This is a genomic window from Mesorhizobium sp. M0037, from assembly GCF_040323635.1.
Taxonomy (GTDB): Bacteria; Pseudomonadota; Alphaproteobacteria; order Rhizobiales; family Rhizobiaceae; genus Mesorhizobium.
Window position 1 is genome coordinate 1 of the sequence record NZ_JAMYVB010000015.1, and the last position, 22,472, is coordinate 22,472.

The 22,472-nt window shown below is 62.8% G+C and carries 24 protein-coding genes; 5 read left to right on the top strand and 19 right to left on the bottom strand.

The window, feature by feature from the left end:
• Positions 1-196 precede the first annotated feature (196 nt).
• The 12 genes from NKJ78_RS21415 to NKJ78_RS21470 form a co-directional block, all read right to left on the bottom strand.
• The gene (locus NKJ78_RS21415) at positions 197-472 is read right to left on the bottom strand and encodes a sarcosine oxidase subunit delta (RefSeq protein ID WP_023732171.1); all 276 of its coding nucleotides are present in this window, start codon (positions 470-472) and stop codon (positions 197-199) included.
• Positions 473-482: 10 nt separating this feature from the next.
• Positions 483-1,736 carry a sarcosine oxidase subunit beta family protein gene (locus NKJ78_RS21420; RefSeq protein ID WP_023732170.1) on the bottom strand — a complete coding sequence of 418 codons (1,254 nt, stop codon included), beginning with the start codon at positions 1,734-1,736 and terminating at the stop codon, positions 483-485.
• Between the two features lie 36 nt (positions 1,737-1,772).
• A complete protein-coding gene (gene glnT / locus NKJ78_RS21425; RefSeq protein WP_023696631.1) occupies positions 1,773-3,080 on the bottom strand; it encodes a type III glutamate--ammonia ligase in 1,308 nt (435 codons plus the stop codon).
• 30 nt (positions 3,081-3,110) lie between these two features.
• The gene (locus NKJ78_RS21430) at positions 3,111-4,439 is read right to left on the bottom strand and encodes an FMN-binding glutamate synthase family protein (protein ID WP_352460077.1); all 1,329 of its coding nucleotides are present in this window, start codon (positions 4,437-4,439) and stop codon (positions 3,111-3,113) included.
• Between the two features lie 6 nt (positions 4,440-4,445).
• The gene (locus NKJ78_RS21435) at positions 4,446-5,174 is read right to left on the bottom strand and encodes a GltB/FmdC/FwdC-like GXGXG domain-containing protein (RefSeq protein ID WP_023668551.1); all 729 of its coding nucleotides are present in this window, start codon (positions 5,172-5,174) and stop codon (positions 4,446-4,448) included.
• 4 nt (positions 5,175-5,178) lie between these two features.
• A complete protein-coding gene (locus NKJ78_RS21440; protein ID WP_023668550.1) occupies positions 5,179-6,075 on the bottom strand; it encodes a class II glutamine amidotransferase in 897 nt (298 codons plus the stop codon).
• A gap of 84 nt (positions 6,076-6,159) precedes the next feature.
• Positions 6,160-6,483 (bottom strand): hypothetical protein, encoded by a 324-nt coding sequence (locus NKJ78_RS21445; protein WP_023738434.1) that lies wholly within the window; start codon positions 6,481-6,483, stop codon positions 6,160-6,162.
• Positions 6,480-7,169: a hypothetical protein gene (locus NKJ78_RS21450; protein ID WP_023738435.1), complete on the bottom strand. Its 690-nt coding sequence runs from the start codon at positions 7,167-7,169 to the stop codon at positions 6,480-6,482. The genes NKJ78_RS21445 and NKJ78_RS21450 overlap by 4 nt, the downstream gene beginning before the upstream one ends.
• 42 nt (positions 7,170-7,211) lie before the next feature.
• Positions 7,212-8,606 carry an APC family permease gene (locus NKJ78_RS21455; RefSeq protein WP_023668547.1) on the bottom strand — a complete coding sequence of 465 codons (1,395 nt, stop codon included), beginning with the start codon at positions 8,604-8,606 and terminating at the stop codon, positions 7,212-7,214.
• 14 nt (positions 8,607-8,620) lie between these two features.
• Positions 8,621-8,782, bottom strand: a complete 162-nt coding sequence (locus NKJ78_RS21460; RefSeq protein WP_023668546.1) for a hypothetical protein — start codon at positions 8,780-8,782, stop codon at positions 8,621-8,623.
• Positions 8,783-8,809: 27 nt separating this feature from the next.
• Positions 8,810-9,187, bottom strand: a complete 378-nt coding sequence (locus NKJ78_RS21465; RefSeq protein WP_023668545.1) for a hypothetical protein — start codon at positions 9,185-9,187, stop codon at positions 8,810-8,812.
• A 28-nt stretch (positions 9,188-9,215) separates the two neighbouring features.
• Positions 9,216-9,503: a hypothetical protein gene (locus NKJ78_RS21470; protein WP_352460076.1), complete on the bottom strand. Its 288-nt coding sequence runs from the start codon at positions 9,501-9,503 to the stop codon at positions 9,216-9,218.
• A gap of 283 nt (positions 9,504-9,786) precedes the next feature.
• Between NKJ78_RS21470 and NKJ78_RS21475 the strand changes: the two genes are divergently transcribed.
• The 4 genes from NKJ78_RS21475 to NKJ78_RS21490 are packed head-to-tail and all read left to right on the top strand — an operon-like array spanning position 9,787 to position 13,571.
• On the top strand, positions 9,787-10,920 hold the full coding sequence (locus tag NKJ78_RS21475; protein ID WP_023668543.1) for an aminomethyl transferase family protein: 1,134 nt from the start codon (positions 9,787-9,789) through the stop codon (positions 10,918-10,920).
• A 42-nt stretch (positions 10,921-10,962) separates the two neighbouring features.
• Positions 10,963-11,559, top strand: a complete 597-nt coding sequence (locus NKJ78_RS21480) for a dimethylamine monooxygenase subunit DmmA family protein (RefSeq protein ID WP_023668542.1) — start codon at positions 10,963-10,965, stop codon at positions 11,557-11,559.
• Positions 11,556-12,521: a PDR/VanB family oxidoreductase gene (locus NKJ78_RS21485; protein ID WP_352460075.1), complete on the top strand. Its 966-nt coding sequence runs from the start codon at positions 11,556-11,558 to the stop codon at positions 12,519-12,521. Before NKJ78_RS21480 ends, NKJ78_RS21485 begins: the two co-directional genes overlap by 4 nt.
• 9 nt (positions 12,522-12,530) lie before the next feature.
• Positions 12,531-13,571 (top strand): heme-dependent oxidative N-demethylase family protein, encoded by a 1,041-nt coding sequence (locus NKJ78_RS21490; protein WP_023687065.1) that lies wholly within the window; start codon positions 12,531-12,533, stop codon positions 13,569-13,571.
• Between the two features lie 122 nt (positions 13,572-13,693).
• Here the strand turns inward: NKJ78_RS21490 and NKJ78_RS21495 are convergent, their stop codons facing one another.
• Positions 13,694-14,404, bottom strand: a complete 711-nt coding sequence (locus tag NKJ78_RS21495) for a helix-turn-helix domain-containing protein (RefSeq protein WP_023687066.1) — start codon at positions 14,402-14,404, stop codon at positions 13,694-13,696.
• Between the two features lie 267 nt (positions 14,405-14,671).
• Between NKJ78_RS21495 and NKJ78_RS21500 the strand changes: the two genes are divergently transcribed.
• On the top strand, positions 14,672-16,030 hold the full coding sequence (locus NKJ78_RS21500) for a trimethylamine monooxygenase (protein ID WP_023709929.1): 1,359 nt from the start codon (positions 14,672-14,674) through the stop codon (positions 16,028-16,030).
• Positions 16,031-16,109: 79 nt separating this feature from the next.
• Here NKJ78_RS21500 and NKJ78_RS21505 read toward each other — a convergent pair whose 3' ends face one another.
• The 6 genes from NKJ78_RS21505 to NKJ78_RS21530 all read right to left on the bottom strand — a co-directional run bounded on the left by NKJ78_RS21505 (position 16,110) and on the right by NKJ78_RS21530 (position 22,070).
• Entirely contained in the window at positions 16,110-16,865 is a 756-nt protein-coding gene (locus NKJ78_RS21505) for a hypothetical protein (protein WP_352562628.1), read from the bottom strand.
• 154 nt (positions 16,866-17,019) lie between these two features.
• Positions 17,020-17,157 carry a hypothetical protein gene (locus NKJ78_RS21510; RefSeq protein ID WP_023726364.1) on the bottom strand — a complete coding sequence of 46 codons (138 nt, stop codon included), beginning with the start codon at positions 17,155-17,157 and terminating at the stop codon, positions 17,020-17,022.
• Positions 17,158-17,161: 4 nt separating this feature from the next.
• Complete coding sequence (locus tag NKJ78_RS21515) at positions 17,162-17,962, bottom strand: hypothetical protein (RefSeq protein WP_023738438.1); 801 nt, start codon at positions 17,960-17,962, stop codon at positions 17,162-17,164.
• A 7-nt stretch (positions 17,963-17,969) separates the two neighbouring features.
• Positions 17,970-19,949: an ABC transporter permease gene (locus NKJ78_RS21520; RefSeq protein WP_023735615.1), complete on the bottom strand. Its 1,980-nt coding sequence runs from the start codon at positions 19,947-19,949 to the stop codon at positions 17,970-17,972.
• Positions 19,946-21,025: a quaternary amine ABC transporter ATP-binding protein gene (locus tag NKJ78_RS21525; RefSeq protein ID WP_352562629.1), complete on the bottom strand. Its 1,080-nt coding sequence runs from the start codon at positions 21,023-21,025 to the stop codon at positions 19,946-19,948. Before NKJ78_RS21525 ends, NKJ78_RS21520 begins: the two co-directional genes overlap by 4 nt.
• Positions 21,026-21,095: 70 nt before the next feature.
• A complete protein-coding gene (locus NKJ78_RS21530; RefSeq protein WP_352562630.1) occupies positions 21,096-22,070 on the bottom strand; it encodes an ABC transporter substrate-binding protein in 975 nt (324 codons plus the stop codon).
• Between the last annotated feature and the right edge of the window lie 402 nt (positions 22,071-22,472).

Below are 22,472 nucleotides of genomic sequence, written 5' to 3' on the forward strand. Positions count from 1 at the left end.
GGTATCAATCTGGGCGCGGGCGCCCCGCGGCCGCCCCGCCCCCGCCGCGCCCGCCGCGGGGGGGGCGGGGCCGCGGGCGCGGGGGGGGGGGGCGCCGCGGCACCGACCCCCACCCGGACCTGCGGTCCGACCTCCCCACAAGGGGGAGGTAGGGGGCTGGCGCTTTTCGCGACGGCTACGATTTCGACAGGATAGCTCATTTCGCCACCTGCCTCGCCCCGGCGCCCGCCGCCGGCTCCACCGCCGAGATCTCGTGCGTCAGCGTGTTGCGGGTGACCTTCAGCCAGGCCCGGCAGCCACCGCCGTGATACCAGTTCTCTGCCATCACGCCGGCGATGTTGTCGCGCAGATAGACATAGTCGTAGACGGCATCTTCGCCGGCATCCGCCGCCGGCCGTACAGGCTTGGCGTCGCCGAGATAGCTGAACTCGCCGAGTTCGCGTTCGCCGCAGAAGGGACAGACAATACGCATCTCGCCAGCCTCAGTGCAGGTTCGGTTGGGCGCCCTGGCCCTTTTCGTCGATCATGGCGCCAGTCCGGAAGCGGTCGAGGCGGAAACGAGCCGCCTCCTTGTGCGTTTCGTCACGCGCCAGCAGATGGGCAAAGACCAAGCCCGACCCCGGCGTCGCCTTGAAGCCGCCATAGCACCAGCCGGCATTGAGATAGAGTCCGTCGACCGGCGTCTTGTCGATGATCGGCGAGCCGTCCATCGACATGTCCATGATGCCGCCCCATTGGCGCAACAGCCGCACGCGACCGATCATCGGGATCAGCGCCATGCCGCCCTCGCAGACATCCTCCATGACAGGCAGATTGCCGCGCTGGGCATAGGAATTGTAGCCGTCGATGTCGCCGCCGAAGACCAGCCCGCCCTTGTCCGACTGGCTGACATAGAAATGGCCGGCGCCGAAGGTCATGACGCCGGGAATGAGCGGCTTGATCGCCTCCGAGACGAAGGCTTGCAGCACATGGCTTTCGATCGGGAGGCGCAGGCCAGCCATTGCGGCGACGCGCGAGGAGGAACCCGCAACCGCCATGCCGACCTTGCCGGCGCCGATCTTGCCGCGCGAGGTCTCGACACCGGCCACCTTGCCGTTGCCATCCCGGACAAAGCCGGTGACCTCGCAGTTCTGGATAATGTCGACGCCGAGTTCGCTCGCCGCATGGGCATAGCCCCAGACCACCGCGTCGTGGCGCGCCGTACCGCCGCGGCGCTGCAGGAGGCCGCCCTGCACGGGAAAGCGCGCATGGTCGAAATTCAGGAACGGCAGCATCTTCTTCAGCGCCGCCTGGTCGAGCAGTTCGGCATCTATGCCATTGATGCGCATGGTGTTGCCGCGCCGCGCATAAGCGTCGCGCTGCGCATCGGAATGATAGAGGTTGAGGACGCCGCGCTGGCTGACCATGGCGTTATAGTTGAGGTCCTGCTCCATCCGCTCCCAAAGCTTCATCGAAAGCTCGTAGAAGCCGGTATTGCCGGGCAGGCCGTAATTGGAACGGATGATGGTGGTGTTGCGGCCGGCATTGCCGGAGCCGATCCAGCCCTTTTCCAGCACGGCGACGTTTCTGATGCCGAACTCGCAGGCGAGGAACCAGGCGGTGGCGAGCCCATGGCCGCCGCCGCCGATGATCACCACATCGTAGTGGTCCTTGGGCGGCGCATCGCGCCAGGTGCGCTGCCAATTCTTGTGGCCGGAAAGGGCAGCACGGGCGAGCGAGAAGATCGAATATTTCATCAGGTCATTCCGAGGTCGCTCGCACAGCTGGGACGATTATATGTCCAGCGTGTGGTCGCGCTCCCATTGCGTGAAGTGCGAAGCATAGGAATTCCATTCCTGGTGCTTCAGCTTTAGATAAGCCGACGAGAATTCCTCACCCAGCGCCGCCTTGAGCGATTTGTCCTTGTCGTATTCGCGAAGCGCGTCGAGCAGATTGAGCGGCAGCTTCGGCGCGCCTTTCACCGTGTGGCCGTTCTGGTACATGTCGATGTCGTAGCGCTTGCCGGGATCGGCCTTGGAGCGGATGCCGTCGAGACCGGCGGCAATGATGACGGCCTGCAGCAGATAAGGGTTTGCGGCGCCGTCCGGCAACCGCAGCTCGAAGCGGCCGGGGCCGGGCACGCGCACCATGTGGGTGCGGTTGTTTCCGGTCCAGGTCACCGTGTTCGGAGCCCAGGTGGCGCCCGAAATGGTGCGCGGCGCGTTGATGCGTTTGTAGGAGTTCACCGTCGGGTTGGTGATGGCGGCCAGCGCCGAGGCATGTTTCATGATGCCGCCAAGGAAATTCTTGCCCTTAGCCGACAGGCCGAGCTCCATCGCATTGTCGGCAAAGACGTTGACCTTGCCGGCCTTGTCCCACACCGAAATATGGGCGTGGCAGCCATTGCCGGTCAGGCCCTGGAAGGGCTTAGGCATGAAGGTCGCGCGCAGGCCGTGCTTTTCCGCCACCGACTTGACCATGAACTTGAAGAACGAGTGCTTGTCGGCGGTCGCCAGCACATCGTCGAAGGCCCAGTTCATCTCGAACTGGCCGTTGGCGTCCTCATGGTCGTTCTGGTAGGGGCTCCAGCCCAGCGCCAGCATATGATCGCAGATCTCGGCGATGACATCGTAACGGCGCATCACCGCTTGCTGGTCGTAGCAGGGTTTTGAAGCCGTGTCGTATTTGTCGGAGATGACGCTGCCGTCCGGCGAGATCAGGAAGAACTCAGCCTCGACGCCGGTCTTGACATGCATACCGTCAGTGGCGGCTTCCGCAATCAGCCGGCGCAGCGTGTTGCGTGGCGCCTGCTCGACTTCCTTGTCGTCCATGATGCAGTTGGCGGCGACCCAGGCGACATCGCGCTTCCACGGCAGCTGGATCACCGAATCCGGATCCGGCACCGCCAGCATATCAGGATGCGCCGGCGTCAGGTCGAGCCAAGTGGCGAAACCGGCGAAGCCGGCGCCGTCCTTCTGCATGTCGGCGATCGCCTGCGCCGGCACCAGCTTGGCGCGCTGGCCGCCGAACAGGTCGGTGTAGGAAATCATGAAATATTTGACGCCGTTCTCTTTGGCGAATGCGGCGAGATCGTTCCCCATTATAGTTCCTCGCTTATTTTGATGTGTTTTTTAGAAGCCGTTTTTCCCCGGTATCCAGTTGGTGCCGGCCAGCGGCACGCCGGCCATGGCGGCGGCTTCGATGGTGAGGGCTACGAGATCCTCGGGCTCGAGATTGTGCAGGCTGTTCTTGCCGCAGGCACGCGCAATGGTCTGCGCCTCCAGTGTCATCACCTTGAGGTAGTTCGCCAGACGCCGTCCCGCGGCGACCGGATCAACCCGCTTCATCAGTTCGGGGTCCTGCGTGGTGATGCCCGCGGGGTCGCGGCCCTCGTGCCAGTCGTCATAGGCCCCGGCGGTGGTGCCGAGCGCATTGTACTCCGCTTCCCAGCGCGGATCATTGTCGCCGAGTGCGACCAGCGCTGCCGTGCCGATCGACACCGCGTCCACGCCGAGCGCCAGCGCCTTGGCGACGTCGGCGCCATTGCGGATGCCGCCCGACACGATCAGCTGCACCTTGCGGTGCATGCCGAGATCCTGCAGCGCCTGCACCGCCGGCCTGATGCAGGCAAGCGTCGGCTGGCCGACATTTTCGATGAATACTTCCTGGGTGGCCGCCGTGCCGCCCTGCATGCCGTCGACGACGACGACATCGGCGCCGGCCTTCACCGCAAGTGCTGTGTCATAATAGGGGCGGGCGCCGCCGACCTTGACGTAGATCGGCTTTTCCCAGTCGGTGATCTCGCGCAGCTCGAGGATCTTGATCTCGAGATCGTCCGGCCCGGTCCAGTCGGGATGGCGCGAGGCCGAACGCTGGTCGATGCCCTTCGGCAGCGTGCGCATTTCGGCAACGCGATCGGAGATTTTCTGGCCAAGCAGCATGCCGCCACCGCCCGGCTTGGCGCCCTGGCCAACGACCACTTCGATGGCGTCGGCGCGGCGCAAATCCCTGGGGTTCATGCCGTAGCGCGACGGAAGGTACTGGTAGACCAGTTGCTTGGAATGGCCGCGCTCTTCCTCGGTCATGCCGCCGTCGCCGGTGGTGGTCGACGTGCCTGAGAGTGTGGCGCCACGGCCGAGCGCTTCCTTGGCCGGGCCGGACAGCGACCCGAAGCTCATGCCGGCAACGGTGATCGGGATTTTCAGCTCGATCGGCTTCTTGGCATAGCGCGAGCCCAGCACCACCGACGTGGCGCACCGCTCGCGATAGCCTTCCAGCGGATAGCGCGAGATCGAGGCGCCGAGGAACAGCAGATCGTCGAAATGCGGCAGCTTGCGCTTGGCCCCGGCGCCCCTGATGTCATAGATGCCGGTCGCCGCGGCGCGGCGGATTTCGGAAAGCGTGTAGTCGTCGAAGGTCGCGGATTTGCGCGGCGTCGTCGGCGGGTTCTTGTAGGTCATGCTGCCTCAATACGCGTCGGCGTTGTCGATATTGAAATTGTAGAGCGTGCGCGCCGAGCCGTAGCGCTTGAATTCCGACGGCTTGACGCCGGTGACGCCGGCGCGGTCGAGCAGTCCCTGCAGCAGTTCGATATGCTCGGGCCGCATCTCCTTGGCGATGCAGTCGGCGCCCAGGCTTTCGACCTTGCCGCGCACGAACAGCCGCGCTTCGTAGATGGAATCGCCAAGTGCGTCGCCGGCATCGCCCAGCACCACCAGATTGCCGGACTGCGCCATGAAGGCCGACATGTGGCCGATATTGCCGTGCACGACGATGTCGATGCCCTTCATCGAGATGCCGCAGCGCGACGAGGCGTTGCCCTCGATGACGAGCAGCCCGCCCTTGCCGGTGGCGCCGGCATACTGGCTGGCGTCGCCCTTGATGACGATCGAGCCCGACATCATGTTTTCGCCGACGCCAGGTCCGGCCGAGCCGTGCACTGTGATCGCAGCGCCGTCATTCATCCCGGCGCAGTAGTAGCCGACGCTGCCGCGCACATCGATGCTGACCGGCTGGTCGACGCCGACGGCAACCGAATGGCTGCCCTTCGGGTGCAGCACTTCCCACGCCGTTTCGTTGGAGCCGGGCGTCAGATTGTGAAGCGCCTGGTTGAGCTCTCGCAGCGACGACACATCGAGATCGAAGACCCGGGACGCCTGGTCTTGCGCCGCCTTCGAAAGTTTGGTTGCCGGCATGGGCTCAATGCTCCCAGAAATAGACGGTTGCGGGTTCCGGTTCCCAGACCCTCGCATTGTCTATGCCGGGCAGTTTGGTCAGCGCGCGATATTCCGAGCCGAAGGCGACATACTGGTCGGTCTCGGCCATGACGGCGGGCTTGCAGGCGATCGGATCGCGCACCACGCCGAAACCGTTCTTGGTGCCGACGACGAAGGTGAAGAAGCCGTCGAGGTCGGACAGCGTACCTTCCAGCGCCTCGCCGAGGTTCTTGCCATGCGCCATCTGCGACGAGAGATAGGCGGCGGCGACCTCGGTGTCGTTCTCGGTCTCGAATTTCATGCCCTCCCGCACCAGCTCACGTCGCACATTATTGTGGTTGGACAGCGAGCCATTGTGTACCAGGCACTGGTCGGCGCCGGTCGAGAACGGATGCGCGCCCATCGTGGTGACGGCCGATTCCGTCGCCATGCGGGTATGGCCGATGCCATGGGTGCCGGTCATCGAGCGGACGTCGAAACGGTCGACGACCGCTTCCGGCAGACCGACTTCCTTGTATATTTCCACCGCTTCGCCGGCGCCCATGATGCGCACGTCGGGGCGGATTGACTGCAGCGCTTCGCGCGCGGCATCGACCTTGTCGGGCGCGGTCCGGAGCACCGCATGCGTCGACTTCACTGCTATGCTCACCGGCGCGCCGATGGCCTTCGCGAGTTCGGCGTCGAGGCCGCGGAAATCGCGCTCGGGCTTCGCGGACTGGATGGTGATCTTGGCTTCATTCCTGGAAGGCGCGCCATAGATGGCAATGCCGGCGCTGTCGGGGCCGCGATCGCTGAGCGATATCAGCATCTGCGACAGCATCGAGCCGAGCTGCGGCTCAAGCGACTTGTCTTTCAGAAAAAGTCCGACGATTCCACACATGTCAGCCTCCCGGCGTTACCACTAGACGATGATGTATCGAATGCGTCGTGCGAATTCAATCATATGAAAAAAATATTCCTGTAGTTACGTATCCGGCTCGATGCGGCCTTGTGAACTATCGCCGCCGTCGCGGGCGCTGTGAATCCATGTGGCGGTGCGGATGCGGGCTATTCTGTAGGCATCGAGGATCGACAGCGCATAGATCAGGAAGCCGCCGGCGTGGCGGCCGACGAAGCTGGCATCGGCCGGCGCGATCTTGGCCGTCACCCAGGCGAGGATCACTATGAAGAACAGGAATTGCAGGCCGCGCACAGGCACGCCCAGAATGACGTGGCCGCTGGCCGGCAAGACGATGGCCGCGCCGAGCACGAGATACGGGTTTGTTGGAGCGGGAGAGGGAGCGCTCATGCCACCTGCCTTTCCTGTCGGTTGATGGCACCGCGCAGCGCCGATGCTGAGGTCAGCAGTCTCTCGACCAGCGTTGGATCCAGCCTGGCGCCGCCGAATGCGGCCTGCCGGAACACGCCGTAGCGCGCCCGCTCGGCCTCGGTCAGCAGCCAGACGATGCGCACGCCATTCGGTGTGATCAGAAGTTCCTTGGCGCGGCCTTCGGCAAAGATGTCGAGATGGCGGGCGATGAGGTTCTGCGGAAAGCGCGCCGCCCTGAGGTTGGTTCGCAGCACCGCTTCGGCCGGGAAGCCGGGTGCCTTCGGCAGTGTGTGCTGGAGGTGGTCGAAATTGGAGAAGGTCGTCGGCGAGCCCGGCCGCATCATCATGTCGAAGGTCGCCGGCACCGCAACCGGCTCTGTGATCGTGACACTCAACCATCGCGCCGGCAGCTTTCGCGTCGCCAGCGTGTCGACGATGGTGCGCAGCTGCACGCGCTGTCCGTTCCACGAACCCGCCCAGGTGACAACGCCGGCTGTGTTATCGGAGACATCAACGGCATCTGTGATGACGGTCCGGATGCTGGCTGCCTCGGCTGCAAGATCAGCCTTGGCCTTTTTGCGGCTGGCGCGCGCATGCCAGGCGAGGTGCAGGACGAGAGCCACGGCGACCGCCCCGGCCAGCAATGCTGTCGTCACGTCAGACACCTCGTCACGCCATGCCCGCCCAGACCGGCAGGCCCTCTCCTGTCAATAGCCCTGCGGCTTCGGCCACGGCATGGTGAACTGGTCGCCGCGGCGCACATAGCGGTAACGGTAGAAGTGGAACCACAGCGAGATCAGGAAGTAGAAGGCGACCATGGCGATCAGCTGCGTGCCGTAGCCGAGGAAGATCGCAAAGAAGGTCACCACGCAGAGGCAAAACAGCACGATCGCCGGGATCGGGTGGAACGGGTGCGTATAGCCGCGGCGGATCGTGCCCAGCGGCCACTTTTTGCGGAACATCATGATGTTTATGCTCATGAAGGTGTATTGCAGCACGCCCGACAGGATCGAGAAGGTGATCGCCTGGTTGAGGTCGGCTATGAAGGCGAAGGCGAGCGCGATCGGCAACAGGAACAGGATCGAGCGATAGGGCGTGCGGTATTTCGGGTGCACGGCCGAGAACCATGTCGGCAGATAGCGGTCGCGTCCAAGCGAGAACCACGCGCGGGCCGCATCGTTGATACAGCCATTGGCCGACGCCAGTGCCGCGAGCAGCGTGGCGACGAACAACAGGTTTTCCAGCAGCGGGCTGCCGGTCAGCTTGCCGGCGTCCCACAAGGGATAATAGGTGATACCGAGGTACTCCCAGGGCATCAGCGAGGCGCAGACATACCAGGTCATGGCGGCGGCGATCAAAAGCGTGATCATGCCGGCCATGGTGCCGTAAGGCAGCGAACGCGCCGGCGAGCGCACTTCCTCGGCGGCCTGCGTGGTGCCTTCGATGCCGAGATAGTACCAGATGCCGAACTGGAAGGCCGCGATGACGCCGATCCAGCCATAGGGCAGCGCATTGCCGGGGGTGACCAGTTCGTTGAGCTTCAGCACAGCACCCTGCGTCCAGGGGCTGACCGAGAAGAACAGGATAACGATCGAGACATAGGCTATCGCCGTGATGACGAAGTTGACGTTGAGCGTCATCAGCACGCCGCGATAGTTCAGCCATGCCAGCACGACGATGGTGGCGGCAATGAAGGAGTTGTGGGTGAGCCCTTCGACGCCGGCCTTGGCGACGATGGTGTCGCCGAGCAGGATGGCGTCCGAAACCTCCAGCATGGTGTAGGCAAAGACCAGGAACAGCGCGACGTTGAAGGCCATCAGCGGCCCGACAATGTGCTTGGCCTGCGCGTATTGGCCGCCGGCGGCGGCAACCGTCGATGTCACCTCGGAGTCGATCATGGCGACCGAAGTGTACAAGAGCCCGACCACCCAGCAGACGATCAGCGCCGCCAGTGCGCCGCCCTTGTCGGCCGAGAAATTCCAGCCGGTGAATTCGCCGACCAGCACGATGCCGACGCCAAGCGCCCAGACATGGGCCGGGCCGAGCACGCGTAGCAGTGAAACCCTGTCGCCGTGTATTGCCGGTTCAAGCGTGATCGTCATTGTTCAATCCCCACTCAGATCCGGTGTTTTTCGGAAGCGGCTTCAAGCTCGCCTTCGCGCGAGGAAGTCAGCACCTCCTCGGAATAGGTCGTGTCGATCTTGAACCAGTCGTAGAGCATCCACAGCGCAAGCACGACCGAGATGCCCCACGATGCGTAAGAGAGTGCGACCCACATGAGCGTGCTTCCCCAAAATCTCTGGCGTTACTTGTCGTCGAACTTTTCGTTGATGACGTCGCGATATTCGCGGTCGGAGGCGCGGAACAGGAAGACGAAATAGCCGATCAGCACCGCCGCCATGATGATCAGCGTCGGCCAGTCGATGATGTAGTGGAAGCGGTTCTGGATGATGTCGTGCGCGGTCTCCGGCGTATAGCCGAGCTTTTCCCAGATCGAGGCCATGGTCGGGTTCTGTCCCAACGCTTCCCAGGTTTTGGCATCGAGCGCGTCGATGGATTTCGCCGCACCCGCCAGGCCGAGTTTCAATGGCAGCCACAGCGCCACGAAAATGGCGACCACGACGACCACGATATCGAAAATCTGCCCGGCCTTGCCTTGTTCCGGCGGCGTGTAGCGCGACATGACTTCTACCCCTCAGGACGTTCTGTTTTCAGGACTTGCGGTTGCGGGCCGCGTCGGCGTTCTTGATGTCGAGACCGTAGATGAAGTCCTTGTCTTCCTTGTAGTGATTGACCATCGCCAGGATGGCGGCCGTATTGAAGATCAGCACGGCGGCGGCAGCGATGGCGACGACGATCTTGATCCCGGTGTCCGGGATGTAGCGCCATGTCATGACAAGCACGAAGAGGATCGTCGCCCAAAGGCAGATGATCAGGAGCGCGGATCCGCGCAGGTCGGAACGGTACAGCGCTTCGATGCGCTGCTGCAGGTCTGACATCGGTTTCCCCTTTTCCAGCGCCCGACCCCGAATTGGCCGCCCGCTGCCCTCTTTCAACAGAGTGAAATTTTTTTCATAAATTCGGGCCGAATCCAGCAATTGTCAAGCCGATTTTACGTTGGGTTAACCGTTTGTCCCCAGCCGCGAATTTTGCCTGACAATGAAATTATTTGCTTCCGGGTATTGCGGCATCAGGACGTTTGCGATCAATATTCGACCAAATGCTCCCGCCTCGCGCAGGGAGCCGGGAACACAATAGAATTTTCGAACGGAGGATTTGCGGATGACGGCATCCTGGAGATTTTCGACCCTGGCGGATCGCCATCGCGCGTTAGGCTCGAAGCTCGAAGACTGGAGCGGCATGGGCACCGCCTGGACCTACGACAAGGACGCCGACGAGGAATACACCGCCATCCGCACCAGGGCCGGGCTGATGGATGTGTCGGGCCTGAAGAAGGTTCACATCACCGGGCCGCACGCCTCACACCTCATCGACCTGGCAACGACGCGCGACGTGGAGAAGATCTATCCCGGCAAGTCGGCCTATGCCTGCATGCTGAACGAGGCCGGAAAATTCACCGACGACTGCATCCTCTACCGCACCGGGCCGAACGCCTGGATGGTGGTGCACGGCTCCGGCACCGGCCATGAGGAATTGCAGCGCGCTTCCGTCGGCCGCGACGTATCGCTGCGCTTCGACGACAATCTGCACGACCTGTCGCTGCAGGGACCGACCGCGGTCGACTATCTCTCAAAGCATGTGCCGGGCATTCGCGACCTCAACTATTTCCATCATATGCAGACGCAGCTGTTCGGCTTTCCCGTCATGATCTCGCGCACCGGCTATACCGGCGAGCGCGGCTACGAGATATTCTGCCGCGGCCAGGACGCCGGCACGATCTGGGACAGGATCCTCGACGAGGGCAAGAGCGCCGGCATCATTCCGTGCCGCTTCACCACGCTCGATATGCTGCGCGTCGAAAGTTATTTGCTGTTTTATCCCTATGACAACTCGCAGAAATATCCGTTCGAGAACGAAGGCCCCGGCGACACGCTGTGGGAGCTCGGCCTCGACTTCACCGTCAGCCCCGGCAAGACCGGCTTTCGCGGCGCCGAAGAGCATTACCGCCTCAAGGGCAAGGAGCGCTTCAAGATCTACGGCGTGCTGCTCGACGGCAAGCAACCCGCGGATGAGGGCGCGCCGGTCTATCGCGACGGCAAAAAGGTGGGCGTGGTCACCTGCGCCATGTATTCGCCGCTGGTCGAGAAATCGATGGGCATCGCCCGCCTCGACGTCGACTGCGCGGTCAAGGACACCAAGCTCGAGATCCGCAACAAGAGCGGTTCGATCAGGGCGACGGCGCAGCCTCTGCCCTTCGACGATCCCAAAAAGACCAAGCGCACGGCGAAAGGCTGAGGCACAATCGACAGCGAGGGGTTTCGAGGTACGAAGTAGAGAATGGCAGCCAAAACGATCATCAGCCGGCCCATTTACGGAACCCTGTCCCCGCAGCCCGGCAAGCATCATCTTTTCGTGGCGGATGCGGAAGGCGCGCTGGCGATCGTCGATATGGCAAGGACGGCGCCCCCCGGCTTCTTCGACGGCGCCGAAATCGTCTTCATTCCCGGGGCCGACGGCAAGCACGTTGCCGCTCTTGAGGCACTGAAGTCCGCGCAATTTCATGTCGCGCCAACCTTCGCCAGCCTGCTGCCCCGGCTGAAGCAGACGCTTGCCAACGCGCATATGGGCCTGCGCCTCTATCTCGCCGGCACCGAAGGGCTGATCGGCCAGGCCATGCAGGTGGCGCTCGAAGCCGGCATCGATCATACCTCCATGCAGACCGAGCATCGCGGCTCATTGGCGCGGCGCATGCAGTGCGTGCATTGCAAAGGCATCACCGAAAATGTGACGACGCAGCCGGCCACCTGCGCGCATTGCGGCCTGCTGCTTCTGGTGCGCGATCATTATTCGCGACGGCTGGCCGCATTCCAGGGCGTCTGCATAAATGCCGAGGATCGCTCGGAGATACCTCCCATCGAGGAGGTCTTCCCATGAGCGCCGGCACCACCAAGCTCGATGTCGTCGTCAGCGACGTCGTCCCGGTCAACGAACTGGTGACGCGCTTCCATTTCCGCCGCCGTGACGGTGAGCTTTTGCCGACCTTTTCCGGCGGCGCCCATGTCGTGGTCGAGATGCGCGATGGCGACCGCACAAGGCTCAATCCCTATTCGCTGATGGGATCGCCGCTCGACACCCGCGAATACACCATCTCGGTGCGCCGCGACGATGTCGGCCGCGGCGGCTCGTTGTTCATGCACCGGAGCGTCAAGCCCGGCCTGGAGATGGTGGTCAGCTACCCCGTCAATCTGTTCTCGCTCGACCTCAGGGCAAAGAAGCATCTGATGCTTGCCGGCGGCATCGGTATCACGCCGTTCATGGCGCAGACCGCGCAGCTCGCCGGGTCCGGCGGCAATTTCGAGCTGCACTACACCTGCCGCACCGCCTCGCTCGGCACCTATGCCGATGTGCTGCAGGAGCGCTATGGCCGTCGCGTCCGGCTCTATCACGACGACCGCGGCGAGCGCATCGAACTCGACCGTCTCTTGTCCTCGCAGCCGCTCGGCACCCATCTCTATGTCTGCGGCCCGGCCGGCATGATCAACTGGGTGCGCGAGCGCGCCGCGGCTCTCGGCTGGCCGGCGGAGACCGTGCATTACGAGCATTTCGCGGCACCCCAGCCCGGCCTGCCGTTCGACGTCACACTTGCCGTCAGCGCCAAGACCATCCGCGTCGGCGAGCAGCAGAGCCTGCTCGAAGCCATCGAGGCCGCCGGCGTCGATCCGCCCTATCTCTGCCGCGGCGGTGTCTGCGGCCAGTGCGAGACCAACGTCGTCTCGTATGACGGCAAGTTCATCCACAACGACCACTGGCTGAGTGAGGAAGACCACCGTTCCGGCTGCAAGATCATGCCGTGCGTGTCGCGCTTCGAAGGCAAGTCACTGGTCCTGGAAAGATAGGAGGCGAGCTTGGGCATCACCTTTCGCAAGGAAACGTTTCGGGACGATTTCACCTTCAGGAACAGCCCGGAACACATCAGGCGGTTTCCGTTCCCGTTCCACGAAGACGCCTACATGTATGCGGTCAACATCGAGCCGCATGTGGTTGGCCCCAAGGGCAGCGTTCTGGAAAACCTGATCGACGTCGACGAGCACTATGTCGCCGAGATGCAGGACCGTGCACTGGTGCTGGCCGACGATCCGCTGCGCTGCCAGTCGCTGCCGCATATGACGCTGGCCGGCTGGGACCTGCTCGAACTTTTGATGGAGCAACAGGCACTTGGCTATCCCGAGCATTTCACCCTGACCCGCGACGGCGACCGCTGGCGCTGGATCAACCGGCCGCTCGGCATCGACGACACCTTCACCTTCGGCGACACCTCGACACTGCCTTACGGGCCGATGGAGTACATCACCCGCCAGAGCCAGGGTGATTTCTGCATTCTCGATCAGCGCGACGGCAATCTTTGGATGGACGCCGGCATGGTCACCACTCAGGCCGACTGGTCGCTCGATTTCGACATCGGCATGAATTTCTTCGAATGGCACGCGCCGGTGCCGCTGGCGCATGAGAAGGGGATTTTCGTCAGGGCGCTGAAGTTCCTCACCAACATCCAGCAGGGCAAGCCGGCGCGGCGTCTCAACTGGACGATGACCATCAACCCGCGCCTCGACACCAGTCCGGAGAATTACCACAAATGGGGCCCGGACCGCGCGACGGTGACGCCCGAAAATGTCGGCGACAAGGTGCATCTGCGCGTCGAACTGCAAAGCTTCTGGCGCCTGCCGCGCTCGAACGGCATCGTCTTCCCGATCCGCTGCTATCTGATCAAGATGGACGAACTGGTGACACAGCCGAAATGGGCAAGGCGACTGCACCGGGTGATCCGGGATTTGCCGGAAGAGCTGGCCACCTACAAGGGCCTGACGCGGTATCGGCCGACATTGGTGGAATGGCTGTCGAAGCTGGATGATGGCAGTGCGACGTCACCGGGGTTCGGGCCGGACTAAAGGCCCCCTCATCCGGCCGCTGCGCGGCCACCTTCTCCCCGAGCGGAGAAGAGATCGCCAGCGCTGACGCCAGACTCCTCTCCCCTCGGGGCAATCCGGGTGAGCGGGCGGCGGCGGTCCGACTACCCCGCGCTCTGCGGATAGCAAATAATCGACAGATACCGCATCGGAAGTTTCGTCAGTTGCTCCGGCCCGTGCGGCGCGTCGGCGTCGAAGAACAGGCTGTCGCCCGGCTTCATCGGATAGAGGTTGCTGCCGTGCCGGTACACCACCTCGCCCTCCAGCATATAGAGGAATTCCATGCCCTCATGCTGGAAGGTCGGGAACACATCCGAATCCTCGGTCAGCGTAATCAGATAGGGCTCGACGACGACGCCGCTGGTGTTGGAGCCGATATGGCCGAGCAGATTGTATTGATGGCCGGCGCGGGTGCCGCGGCGTTCGACATCTAGCCCTTCGCCGGCCTTGACGAAGACGGCGCTGCGCTCTTCCTCGAATCGGCGGAAGAAGGCGGTGACGGGAACGCCGAGCGCCCTCGACAGCGCCTGCAGTGTGGTCAGCGACGGCGAGGTGATGCCGTTCTCGATCTTCGACAGCATGCCCAGCGAAATATCGGTGGCGACGGCGAGATCGGCGACGGTGATGCCGAGCTTCTTGCGGAAGGCGCGCACCTCGCGCCCGATCGCCACCTCCAGCACTTTTTCGCGCGTGTCGCGAATGGCGTGCGGATTCTGCGTCAGCGGCGCGCGGATGGTTTTTCCGTCCACGGAGGCCTTTGCCGGTGGCTTTGCCCTTGTCGAAGCAGTCTTGGAATCGGAACTTGTCTTCGCCATCTCGCCTCCGAATCCCCATGATTATTTCACTCCAGGTGAACATATTCGGTGCCGATACAGAAACGCAACCGCGCAGCAAGCCCCTTAAGTCGAATGGTGTCCGAACAGGATTTACGCCGTCATCCGTTTTTCCGGAAATCCGCTGGGGCGAAACGCGGTTTCTCCACAAGGCCTGTTGACAGCATCCAAGAGGCAATTACTGTCCTGTGAGTGAAATTTGTTTCGTAAGAGCAATTCCAAAAATCGAATGACACCGGGAGGCCTGCCATGAAAACGCGCGTTGCCGTCATTGGAGCGGGGCCATCCGGTCTGGCCCAGCTCAGGGCCTTCAAGTCGGCTGCCGACAAGGGCGCCGAGATCCCCGAAATCGTCTGCTTCGAAAAGCAGTCGGACTGGGGCGGCCTGTGGAACTACACCTGGCGCACCGGCCTCGACGAGCATGGCGACCCCGTCCACGGCTCGATGTACCGCTACCTCTGGTCGAACGGACCGAAGGAATGCCTGGAATTCGCCGACTATACGTTCGAGGAGCATTTCGGCCGCCCGATCGGATCCTACCCGCCGCGCGCCGTTTTGTGGGATTACATCAAGGGTCGCGTCGAGAAATCAGGCCTGCGCAAATGGGTGCGCTTCAACAGCCCGGTGCGCATGGTCACCTTCTCGGACGAGAGCAGGAAATTCACTGTCACCGCGCATGACCGCACCAACGACGTCACCTACTCCGAAGAGTTCGACAATGTCGTCGTCGCTTCCGGGCATTTCTCGGTTCCCAACGTTCCCTATTTCGAAGGCTTTTCGACCTTCAACGGCCGTATCCTGCACAGCCATGATTTTCGCGACGCCATGGAGTTCAAGGGCAAGGACATACTGATCATCGGCCGCTCCTATTCTGCCGAGGACATCGGCTCGCAATGCTACAAATACGGCGCCAGATCGATCACCTCCAGCTACCGCTCCAAGCCGATGGGGTTCAAATGGCCGGAGAACTGGAAGGAAGTGCCGCTGCTGCAGAAGGTCGTCGGCAAGACGGCGCACTTCAAGGACGGCACCACAAAAGATGTCGACGCCATCATCCTGTGCACCGGCTATCTGCATTCCTTCCCGTTCCTCACGGAAGAGCTGAAGCTGAAGACCGCCAACCGCATGTGGCCGGACGGGCTCTATGAGGGCGTCGTGTGGGAGAAGAACCCGAAACTGTCCTATATCGGCATGCAGGACCAGTTCTACACTTTCAACATGTTCGACGCCCAGGCCTGGTTCGCCCGTGACGTCATCATGGGCCGCATCAAGCTGCCGTCGGGACAGGCGATGGCCGAGCACGGCGCCAAGTGGCGGGCACGCGAAGAGACGCTGGAAGACGCCGAGCAGATGATCTGGTTCCAGGGCGACTACACCAAGGAACTGATGGACCAGACCGACTATCCCGGCTTCGACGTCGAGGCGGTCAACCAGACCTTCATGGAATGGGAGCACCACAAGGCGGAAGACATTATGAGCTTTCGCGACCACGCCTACCGCTCGCTGATGACCGGCACCATGGCGCCATTGCACCATACGCCCTGGCTGCAGGCGCTGGACGACTCGATGGAAAGCTATCTCCAGGTGAAGGGCGTGGCGGCGGAATAGGTCGGCGTGATGCAAAACAATGCGCCGGCACCGGCCCAGTTTCAATTCAGAGGGTAGTCGGGAGCCGCATCGGTCTCCGTCACCTTGACCCACACCAATTCGCTATAATAGGCACCCTCCGGGCCGGTGCCGTACATAGACAGCCTGTCAGCATCAGCAGATGTGTCATGTCGTTGAGTGCCCGGCCGGTCGGCTCCTCGGGCCAGGCGAAGACGCCGTCGGTTTTGGCGCCGAACCTCACATCGGTGCATCCGAAATCGATCTCGACCTTCCACGACAGCAACGGCCTGATATCGCTGAGCGGCGGGCGCGGCGGATCGGGCTGCTCGAAGTGATGGTCGACCGAGACTCTCGTCGGCACTGCCGGCGTGATGCCTTTGGCTTTGAAGGAGGCGATGGCGTCGTCGCCAAATCGTGCGAGCAGGCCAGCGTGCCATAACCGGTAGGTCGCGCGGAAAAAGCCGCTGACCCGGATAGATTTGCCATCGTTGTTGAAGACGTTCACAGCGGCGTAGAAACGGCGCAGTCGTGGCGCCAGCGCCCGCCAGTCGCATTCGGCCGGTGTCCCCGGCGTCGCGATGAAATCGTTAAGCAGATCGCTGCCGCGCACATTGGCGTTCAGCACCGTGCAATCCTCACCATGGATATGCCAGTGCCGCCGGAGCTCGGCTGCTGCGATGCCAGGCTTGCGCAGCTCTTCCACCGAGGCGCGAACCCGAGCAATCGCGTAGGACGTAGCCGCATCCAACGTCTCAAACCCCGAAACCACATGCTCGCCGGTTTTGGCCATGTCGAAGACGACGACAGTAAAAGGCGGTTTGCGCTGATCGGGCATTCGGCAGCAAGCTCAGGCTGGTCGAGGATGAAGCAGCTTTCCGCGCGAAAATGCGTCAAAGTCAAGAGCTGGAGCGCGGCCTGCCATTTCCAGAAGAGGCGAACTCCAGAAGAGGCGAAACCGTCTATCCGAGCCGTGCTTGAGCTTTCGCGGCTCAGGGGTCGAAGACCGACCGCGATGATGTCGATGGCAGGTTGTTGCCAGCCCGCGACAATGCCGCGACTTTGGACAGTGCGACCAACACTTCCTGGCCGAGATCGCGTGTGCCGGCCACGGGGCAGGTGATGATCATCACTTCAATCCAGCGGATAGTCGGGAGGCGCCTCCGTCTCGGTCACCTTGGCGGTTAGTATCTCGCAGTCGTTGGCCCAGTCGGGGCCATCGCCGCGCATGGCCATCATGTCGGCCATCAGCAGGAACTGCATGGTTCTGAGCGCCCAGTCGGTGGGCTCTTGCGGCCAGGCGAAGATTCCGGCGGCGTCGCCGCCGAACTTCACGTCATGGCAGACAAAACCGACCTCGACCTTCCAGGATCGCAGCGTCACGCCTGGCGGCGGGTAGGGCGGGTCGGGAAGCTCGAAGTAATTGGCGACCATGAGCTTCGTCGGCTCCGCCGGCTCGATCCCCTTGGCCTTGAAGGCGGCAATGGCGTCGTCGCCAAAGCGCTCGAGGAGGCCGTCTCGCGTCAGCCTGTAGGTCGAGCGAAAGAAGCCGCCCGCCCAGACGGATTCGTTGTTGCCGTTGGAGATCAGCAGCGAGGCGCGGAAGCGGCGCAGCCTTGGCGCGAGAACTTGCCAGTTGCATTCGGCCGGCATCGACGGCGTCGCAATGAAATCGTCGAGTAGATCGCTGCCGCGCCCTCCGGCGTTCAGCACCGAACAGTCTTCGCCATAGAGGTGCCAGAGCTGGCGAAGCTCAGCAGTGGCGATGCCGGGCTTGCGCAACTCCTCCACCGAGGCGCGAACCCGCGCAATGGCGTAGGACGTCGCCGCCTCCAGCGTCTCAAACCCCGAAACTACGTGCTCCCCGTCCGGCTCGCCGGTCTTGGCCATGTCGAAGACGAGTACGGCAAAAGGCGGTTCGCCGGGATTGGACATTCAACAATTATCCTAGTCTTGCCCGCGCCTTCGCCGTCCAGGCATTGAACAGCCGGTCTGCGACGATGCCGATGAAAGCGATGGCGAGACCCGCGACAATGCCGCGTCCGGAATCGGCCTTGGACAGCGCGATGAAGACTTCCTGGCCGAGGTCGCGTGTGCCGACCATGGCGCAGATGATGATCATCGCCAGCGCCATCAGGATCGTCTGGTTGACGCCCAGCATGATTTCGGGAAGCGCCAGCGGCAATTGCACGCGAAAGAAGGTCTGGCGCGGCGTGCAGCCGGAAACCTTCGCCGCCTCGATCAGCGCCGGCGGCACTTGCCGGATGCCGTGATTGGTGTAGCGGATCGCTGGCACCACGGCGAACGCGACCGTTGCGATCATGGCGGTGACGTCGCCGACCCGGAACAGCATCACCACGGGAATGATGAAGCAGAAGGACGGCAGCACCTGCAGCGTGTCGATGATGGGCGTGACGATCTTTTCGAAGCGGTCGCTGCGGGCGGCCGCGAGACCGATCGGAATGCCGATCAGGCAGGCGATGAAGGCCGAGATGCCGCAGAGATAGACTGTGGCCATAGTCTTTTCCCAAAGGCCGGTGACGGCGCAGAAGGCGGTCAGCGCCGCGACAAGGGCGGCCAAACGCAGGCCACTGAGCTGATAGCCGGCGAGGCCGAGCAGGGCCACCGCGCCGAGCCACGGAAAGCCTTCGCAGAAGGCGCGCAGCGGGTTCAGTACATTGAGGATGAGCGCCACGCGAAACGCTTCGATCACGTCGAAGAAGTTGATCGTCACCCAGCTCACCGCCGCCTTCCACAGTGGCGCGGTGGTGAAGGTGATCTCCTTCGGCACCGCTGCGAAGGCCGGTACGAACAGGCCGAGCAGCGTCGTCACGACCAGGATGGCGATGGCCAGCGACAGATTGGGATAGCGCCGCCAAACGCTCTGGTTCGCCTGCCGTTGAACGTGGCCTTTTGCCTGCTTATGCGCGATCGCCTGGCTCAGCCGGTCGAGCGCGATTGCGAGCGCCACAATGGCGAGCCCGGCTTCCATCGCTTCGCCGACCTTCAGCGCACGCAGCGCCAGCAGCACATCATAGCCGAGGCCGCCGGCGCCGATCATCGAGGCGATGATCACCATGTTCAGCGCCAGCATGATCACCTGGTTGACGCCGATCATCAGTGTCGGCCGCGCCGACGGCAGCTGCACGCGCCACAATTTCTGCCGCGCCGTGCAGCCGGCCATCTCTGAGAAATCGTCGATCTCGGAGGGCACCCGCGACAGACCCAGCATCGTTGCCCGCACCATGGGCGGCGTGGCGAAGATGGCGGTGGCGATCATCGCCGAGACCGGGCTGTTGCCGAACAGGAGCAGCATCGGGATGAGATAGGCGAAGGTCGGGATGGTCTGCATCAAATCGAGGGCAGGGGAGATGATCAGCCGCTCGGCCCATGGCTTGCGCCACGCCCAGATGCCGGCGAACAGGCCGGTGACGATGCAGAACGGCACCGCGATGGAAATCAGTGCCAGTGTCAGCATGGCGCTGGTCCACTGGCCGAACAGCGCGGTGTAGAGGAAGCAGCCGCCGACCAGCATGCCGAGTTTTCTACCGCCCACGGCGTGCCCGGCGATGAAGGCGGCTACGCAGACGCCGATCCAGGACAGGCGCGGCAGGACATAGGCATCGGCACCGTGACCAATCTTGAAATTCTTGGCCAGCAGGTCGAGCGCGAAATCGAGGGGAACGCCGAGCACCGCGGTGATCGAGCGGGTCAGCCAGGACAAGTTCGACTTGATCCAGCGCATCAGCGCACTGACCCAGTCGGCGACGGGAACGACCGCATCGGCCGGATAGTCGACCGCCCATGGCAGCCTCTCCTGCAGCAGGAATACCACCAGCACGGCGGCCAGCGCCAGCGCCCAGATCAGCAGCCAGCGCTGAACCGGTGGCCTCGTTTGGCTGGCGCTTGCAGTCACCGTCATGCGCCGGCTCTTTGCTTGTCGATGCCGGCCAGCAGTCCGATCACGGCTTGCGGCGTCACCTCGCCGATCGACTTGCCGCTGCCGTTGACCACCGCGAACGGTTTTCCCGAAGCGACGATGCTGGCCGAGAAGCTGGCGATCCTGGCGTCGGGCGAAACCGTGCCGCCATGCTCGGAGCCATCCAGGGCACGCATCAGGCTGAGCGCCGAAATCACCTTGGCGCGGTCGACATCCCGGGTGAATTCGGCGACATAGTCGGTCGCCGGATTGACCACCAGTTGCTCCGGTGTGCCGATCTGGATGACCTCGCCGTCCTTCATGATGGCGATGCGGTCGGCCAGCCTGATCGCCTCGTCGAAATCATGGGTGATGAAAACGATGGTCTTGTGCAGCATGGTCTGCAGCCGCATCAGCTCGTCCTGCATCTCGCGGCGGATCAATGGGTCAAGCGCCGAGAACGGCTCGTCGAGGAACCAGATCTCCGGCTTGGTCGCGAGGCTGCGGGCAATGCCGACGCGCTGCTGCTGGCCGCCGGAGAGTTCGCGCGGATAGAAATGCTCGCGGCCGCGTAAGCCCACGAGATCGATCACCTCCCGCGCTCTCGCTTCGCGCGTCGGCCGGTCTTGGCCCTGGATACTCAGCGGGAAGGCAATGTTCTCCAGCACGTTCAGATGCGGCAGCAGCGCGAAATTCTGGAACACCATGCCCATGCGATGGCGCCGCAGTTCGATCAGCGCCGAATCGGAAATCTTGAGCAGATCGTTGCCTTCGAATTCGACCTTGCCGTGGGTCGGCTCGACCAGCCGCGACATGCAGCGCACCAGCGTCGACTTGCCGGAGCCGGACAGCCCCATGATGATGAAGATCTCGCCCTGGCGGATTTCGAGATCGACGGCGCGCACCGCGCCGACCAGTCCGGCCGCGGCGATGTCGGCCATGCTGGCCTTGCCGTCACGCTCGCGGATGAAGCTGGCCGCGTTCGATCCGAACAGTTTCCAGACATTACGGCAGGCAAGCTTTATCGGCCGCACATCCTCCGGCGTGCCAGTTGCCTGCGGTTCAGTCGCTTCCGTCATCCAATGGTCCTTCTGGAAAATGGAGATAAGACCCGGCCGCTAGGGCCGGGTCTGGCTTCCAGTCAGGCGATCACTGCGCCCAGGCTTTCCAGTCTGCTTCGTGGGCGGCGATCCAGGCGGCGGCGACATCTTCGGGCGTCTTGCCGCCGAGGTCGATCTCGCCGCTCATCTTGTTGAGCTCATCGGTGTCGATCGTGTACGCCTTGGCCACCTTGTAGGCGACCGGCCATGTGTCCTTCATGCCGGACCAGGAGTATTTCCAGATTTCGCCATGCGGTTTGCCGCAATCATATTTGGCATCCGGGTTGGTGCCCCATTTCGGGTCGGTGTAGCACTCGGGCGTATACTCCGGGAATTCGACCCACTCGCCCTTGTACTTGGCCGGCGCCCAATGCGGCGAATAGATCCACAGCATGATCGGCGCCTTGCGCTGATAGGCCGAGTCCAACTCGGCGAACATCGCCGCGTCGGTGCCGGCATGGATGACGGTGAAGGGCAGCTTCAGCGCCTCGACGCGCTCGTCGTCAAAGCCTTCCCAGGTTACCGGGCCGCCGAGATAGCGGCCCTTCGGCGCCGTCTCCGCTGTCGAGAACGCCTCGGCGCATTTCGGGTCCTTCAGCGCTTCCCAATTGGGCAGGCCGGGGCATTTCTCCTTCATATATTCGGGAAACCACCATTCCTCCTTGGCCTTCGGCCCGAGCTTGCCGAGCCGCTCGGTCTGGCCGGTGGCGTCTGAAGCCTTCATCGCTTCGCCGGCCGTCGTGTCCCAGAACTCGAGGCCGACATCGAGGTCGCCATTGGTGAGGCCGGTGGTCAGGCTGGAGAGGTAGTCGGCTGTCGGATATTCGACGGTATAGCCGAGCTTTTCGAGGATACCGCCAAGGATCTTGGCGTTGAGGTTGACGCTGGTCCAGTCGAACAGCGCGATCTTGATCGGGTCGTTGGATTCAGGTGCTGCTGCGTGGACCGGTGATGTAAGCGCACTTGCGGCGGCAAGCGCCAAGGCTCCCATTGATAGGTTCGAAATCACACTGCGAAATGACATGCTTGTTCTCCTGTCAAACCATGTGGAAATTTCTTGATCGTTCCCTTCTTGCGTCTTTTCTTGATTGTGTTGGAAAGGCGGGTCGTTACGCAAGCTCGTTCGCACCAAGCCAGTGCCGCGGCCGCAACTTGCGCAGGCGAAATGGTTGCTCGACTTGGTGTTTATGTGATGCCGGGCGGGCCCGCGTCATGGCATCGGATGGATTGCTGCGTGAGCAATCGTCAACGGATCGATCGCCGCTCCAGCGGCGCTCTCAGACGTGCGAGCCATCAAGGTCCCATGGTCTCGGCCGGCAAGCCCCATCCCCGCCAGGCCGTTTCATGGGATGAAATTATATATACCAACGTTCATGCGGCGCAACGGCTGATGCCCTGTGCACTGCGGAATTTCAGACTGGCGATT

Bases quoted from the DNA above. Each gene is read 5' to 3' on its own strand.
- NKJ78_RS21500 (WP_023709929.1), top strand. From the start codon at position 14,672: ATGAAAACGCGCGTTGCCGTCATTGGAGCGGGGCCATCCGGTCTGGCC.
- NKJ78_RS21475 (WP_023668543.1), top strand. From the start codon at position 9,787: ATGACGGCATCCTGGAGATTTTCGACCCTGGCGGATCGCCATCGCGCG.
- NKJ78_RS21440 (WP_023668550.1), bottom strand. From the start codon at position 6,075: ATGTGTGGAATCGTCGGACTTTTTCTGAAAGACAAGTCGCTTGAGCCG.
- NKJ78_RS21470 (WP_352460076.1), bottom strand. From the start codon at position 9,503: ATGTCAGACCTGCAGCAGCGCATCGAAGCGCTGTACCGTTCCGACCTG.
- NKJ78_RS21480 (WP_023668542.1), top strand. From the start codon at position 10,963: ATGGCAGCCAAAACGATCATCAGCCGGCCCATTTACGGAACCCTGTCC.
- NKJ78_RS21495 (WP_023687066.1), bottom strand. From the start codon at position 14,404: ATGGCGAAGACAAGTTCCGATTCCAAGACTGCTTCGACAAGGGCAAAG.
- NKJ78_RS21530 (WP_352562630.1), bottom strand. From the start codon at position 22,070: ATGTCATTTCGCAGTGTGATTTCGAACCTATCAATGGGAGCCTTGGCG.
- NKJ78_RS21455 (WP_023668547.1), bottom strand. From the start codon at position 8,606: ATGACGATCACGCTTGAACCGGCAATACACGGCGACAGGGTTTCACTG.
- NKJ78_RS21420 (WP_023732170.1), bottom strand. From the start codon at position 1,736: ATGAAATATTCGATCTTCTCGCTCGCCCGTGCTGCCCTTTCCGGCCAC.
- NKJ78_RS21485 (WP_352460075.1), top strand. From the start codon at position 11,556: ATGAGCGCCGGCACCACCAAGCTCGATGTCGTCGTCAGCGACGTCGTC.
- NKJ78_RS21465 (WP_023668545.1), bottom strand. From the start codon at position 9,187: ATGTCGCGCTACACGCCGCCGGAACAAGGCAAGGCCGGGCAGATTTTC.
- NKJ78_RS21505 (WP_352562628.1), bottom strand. From the start codon at position 16,865: ATGCCCGATCAGCGCAAACCGCCTTTTACTGTCGTCGTCTTCGACATG.
- NKJ78_RS21510 (WP_023726364.1), bottom strand. From the start codon at position 17,157: ATGATCATCACCTGCCCCGTGGCCGGCACACGCGATCTCGGCCAGGAA.
- NKJ78_RS21460 (WP_023668546.1), bottom strand. From the start codon at position 8,782: ATGTGGGTCGCACTCTCTTACGCATCGTGGGGCATCTCGGTCGTGCTT.
- NKJ78_RS21445 (WP_023738434.1), bottom strand. From the start codon at position 6,483: ATGAGCGCTCCCTCTCCCGCTCCAACAAACCCGTATCTCGTGCTCGGC.
- NKJ78_RS21415 (WP_023732171.1), bottom strand. From the start codon at position 472: ATGCGTATTGTCTGTCCCTTCTGCGGCGAACGCGAACTCGGCGAGTTC.
- NKJ78_RS21515 (WP_023738438.1), bottom strand. From the start codon at position 17,962: ATGTCCAATCCCGGCGAACCGCCTTTTGCCGTACTCGTCTTCGACATG.
- NKJ78_RS21435 (WP_023668551.1), bottom strand. From the start codon at position 5,174: ATGCCGGCAACCAAACTTTCGAAGGCGGCGCAAGACCAGGCGTCCCGG.
- NKJ78_RS21525 (WP_352562629.1), bottom strand. From the start codon at position 21,025: ATGACGGAAGCGACTGAACCGCAGGCAACTGGCACGCCGGAGGATGTG.
- NKJ78_RS21520 (WP_023735615.1), bottom strand. From the start codon at position 19,949: ATGACGGTGACTGCAAGCGCCAGCCAAACGAGGCCACCGGTTCAGCGC.
- NKJ78_RS21430 (WP_352460077.1), bottom strand. From the start codon at position 4,439: ATGACCTACAAGAACCCGCCGACGACGCCGCGCAAATCCGCGACCTTC.
- glnT (WP_023696631.1), bottom strand. From the start codon at position 3,080: ATGGGGAACGATCTCGCCGCATTCGCCAAAGAGAACGGCGTCAAATAT.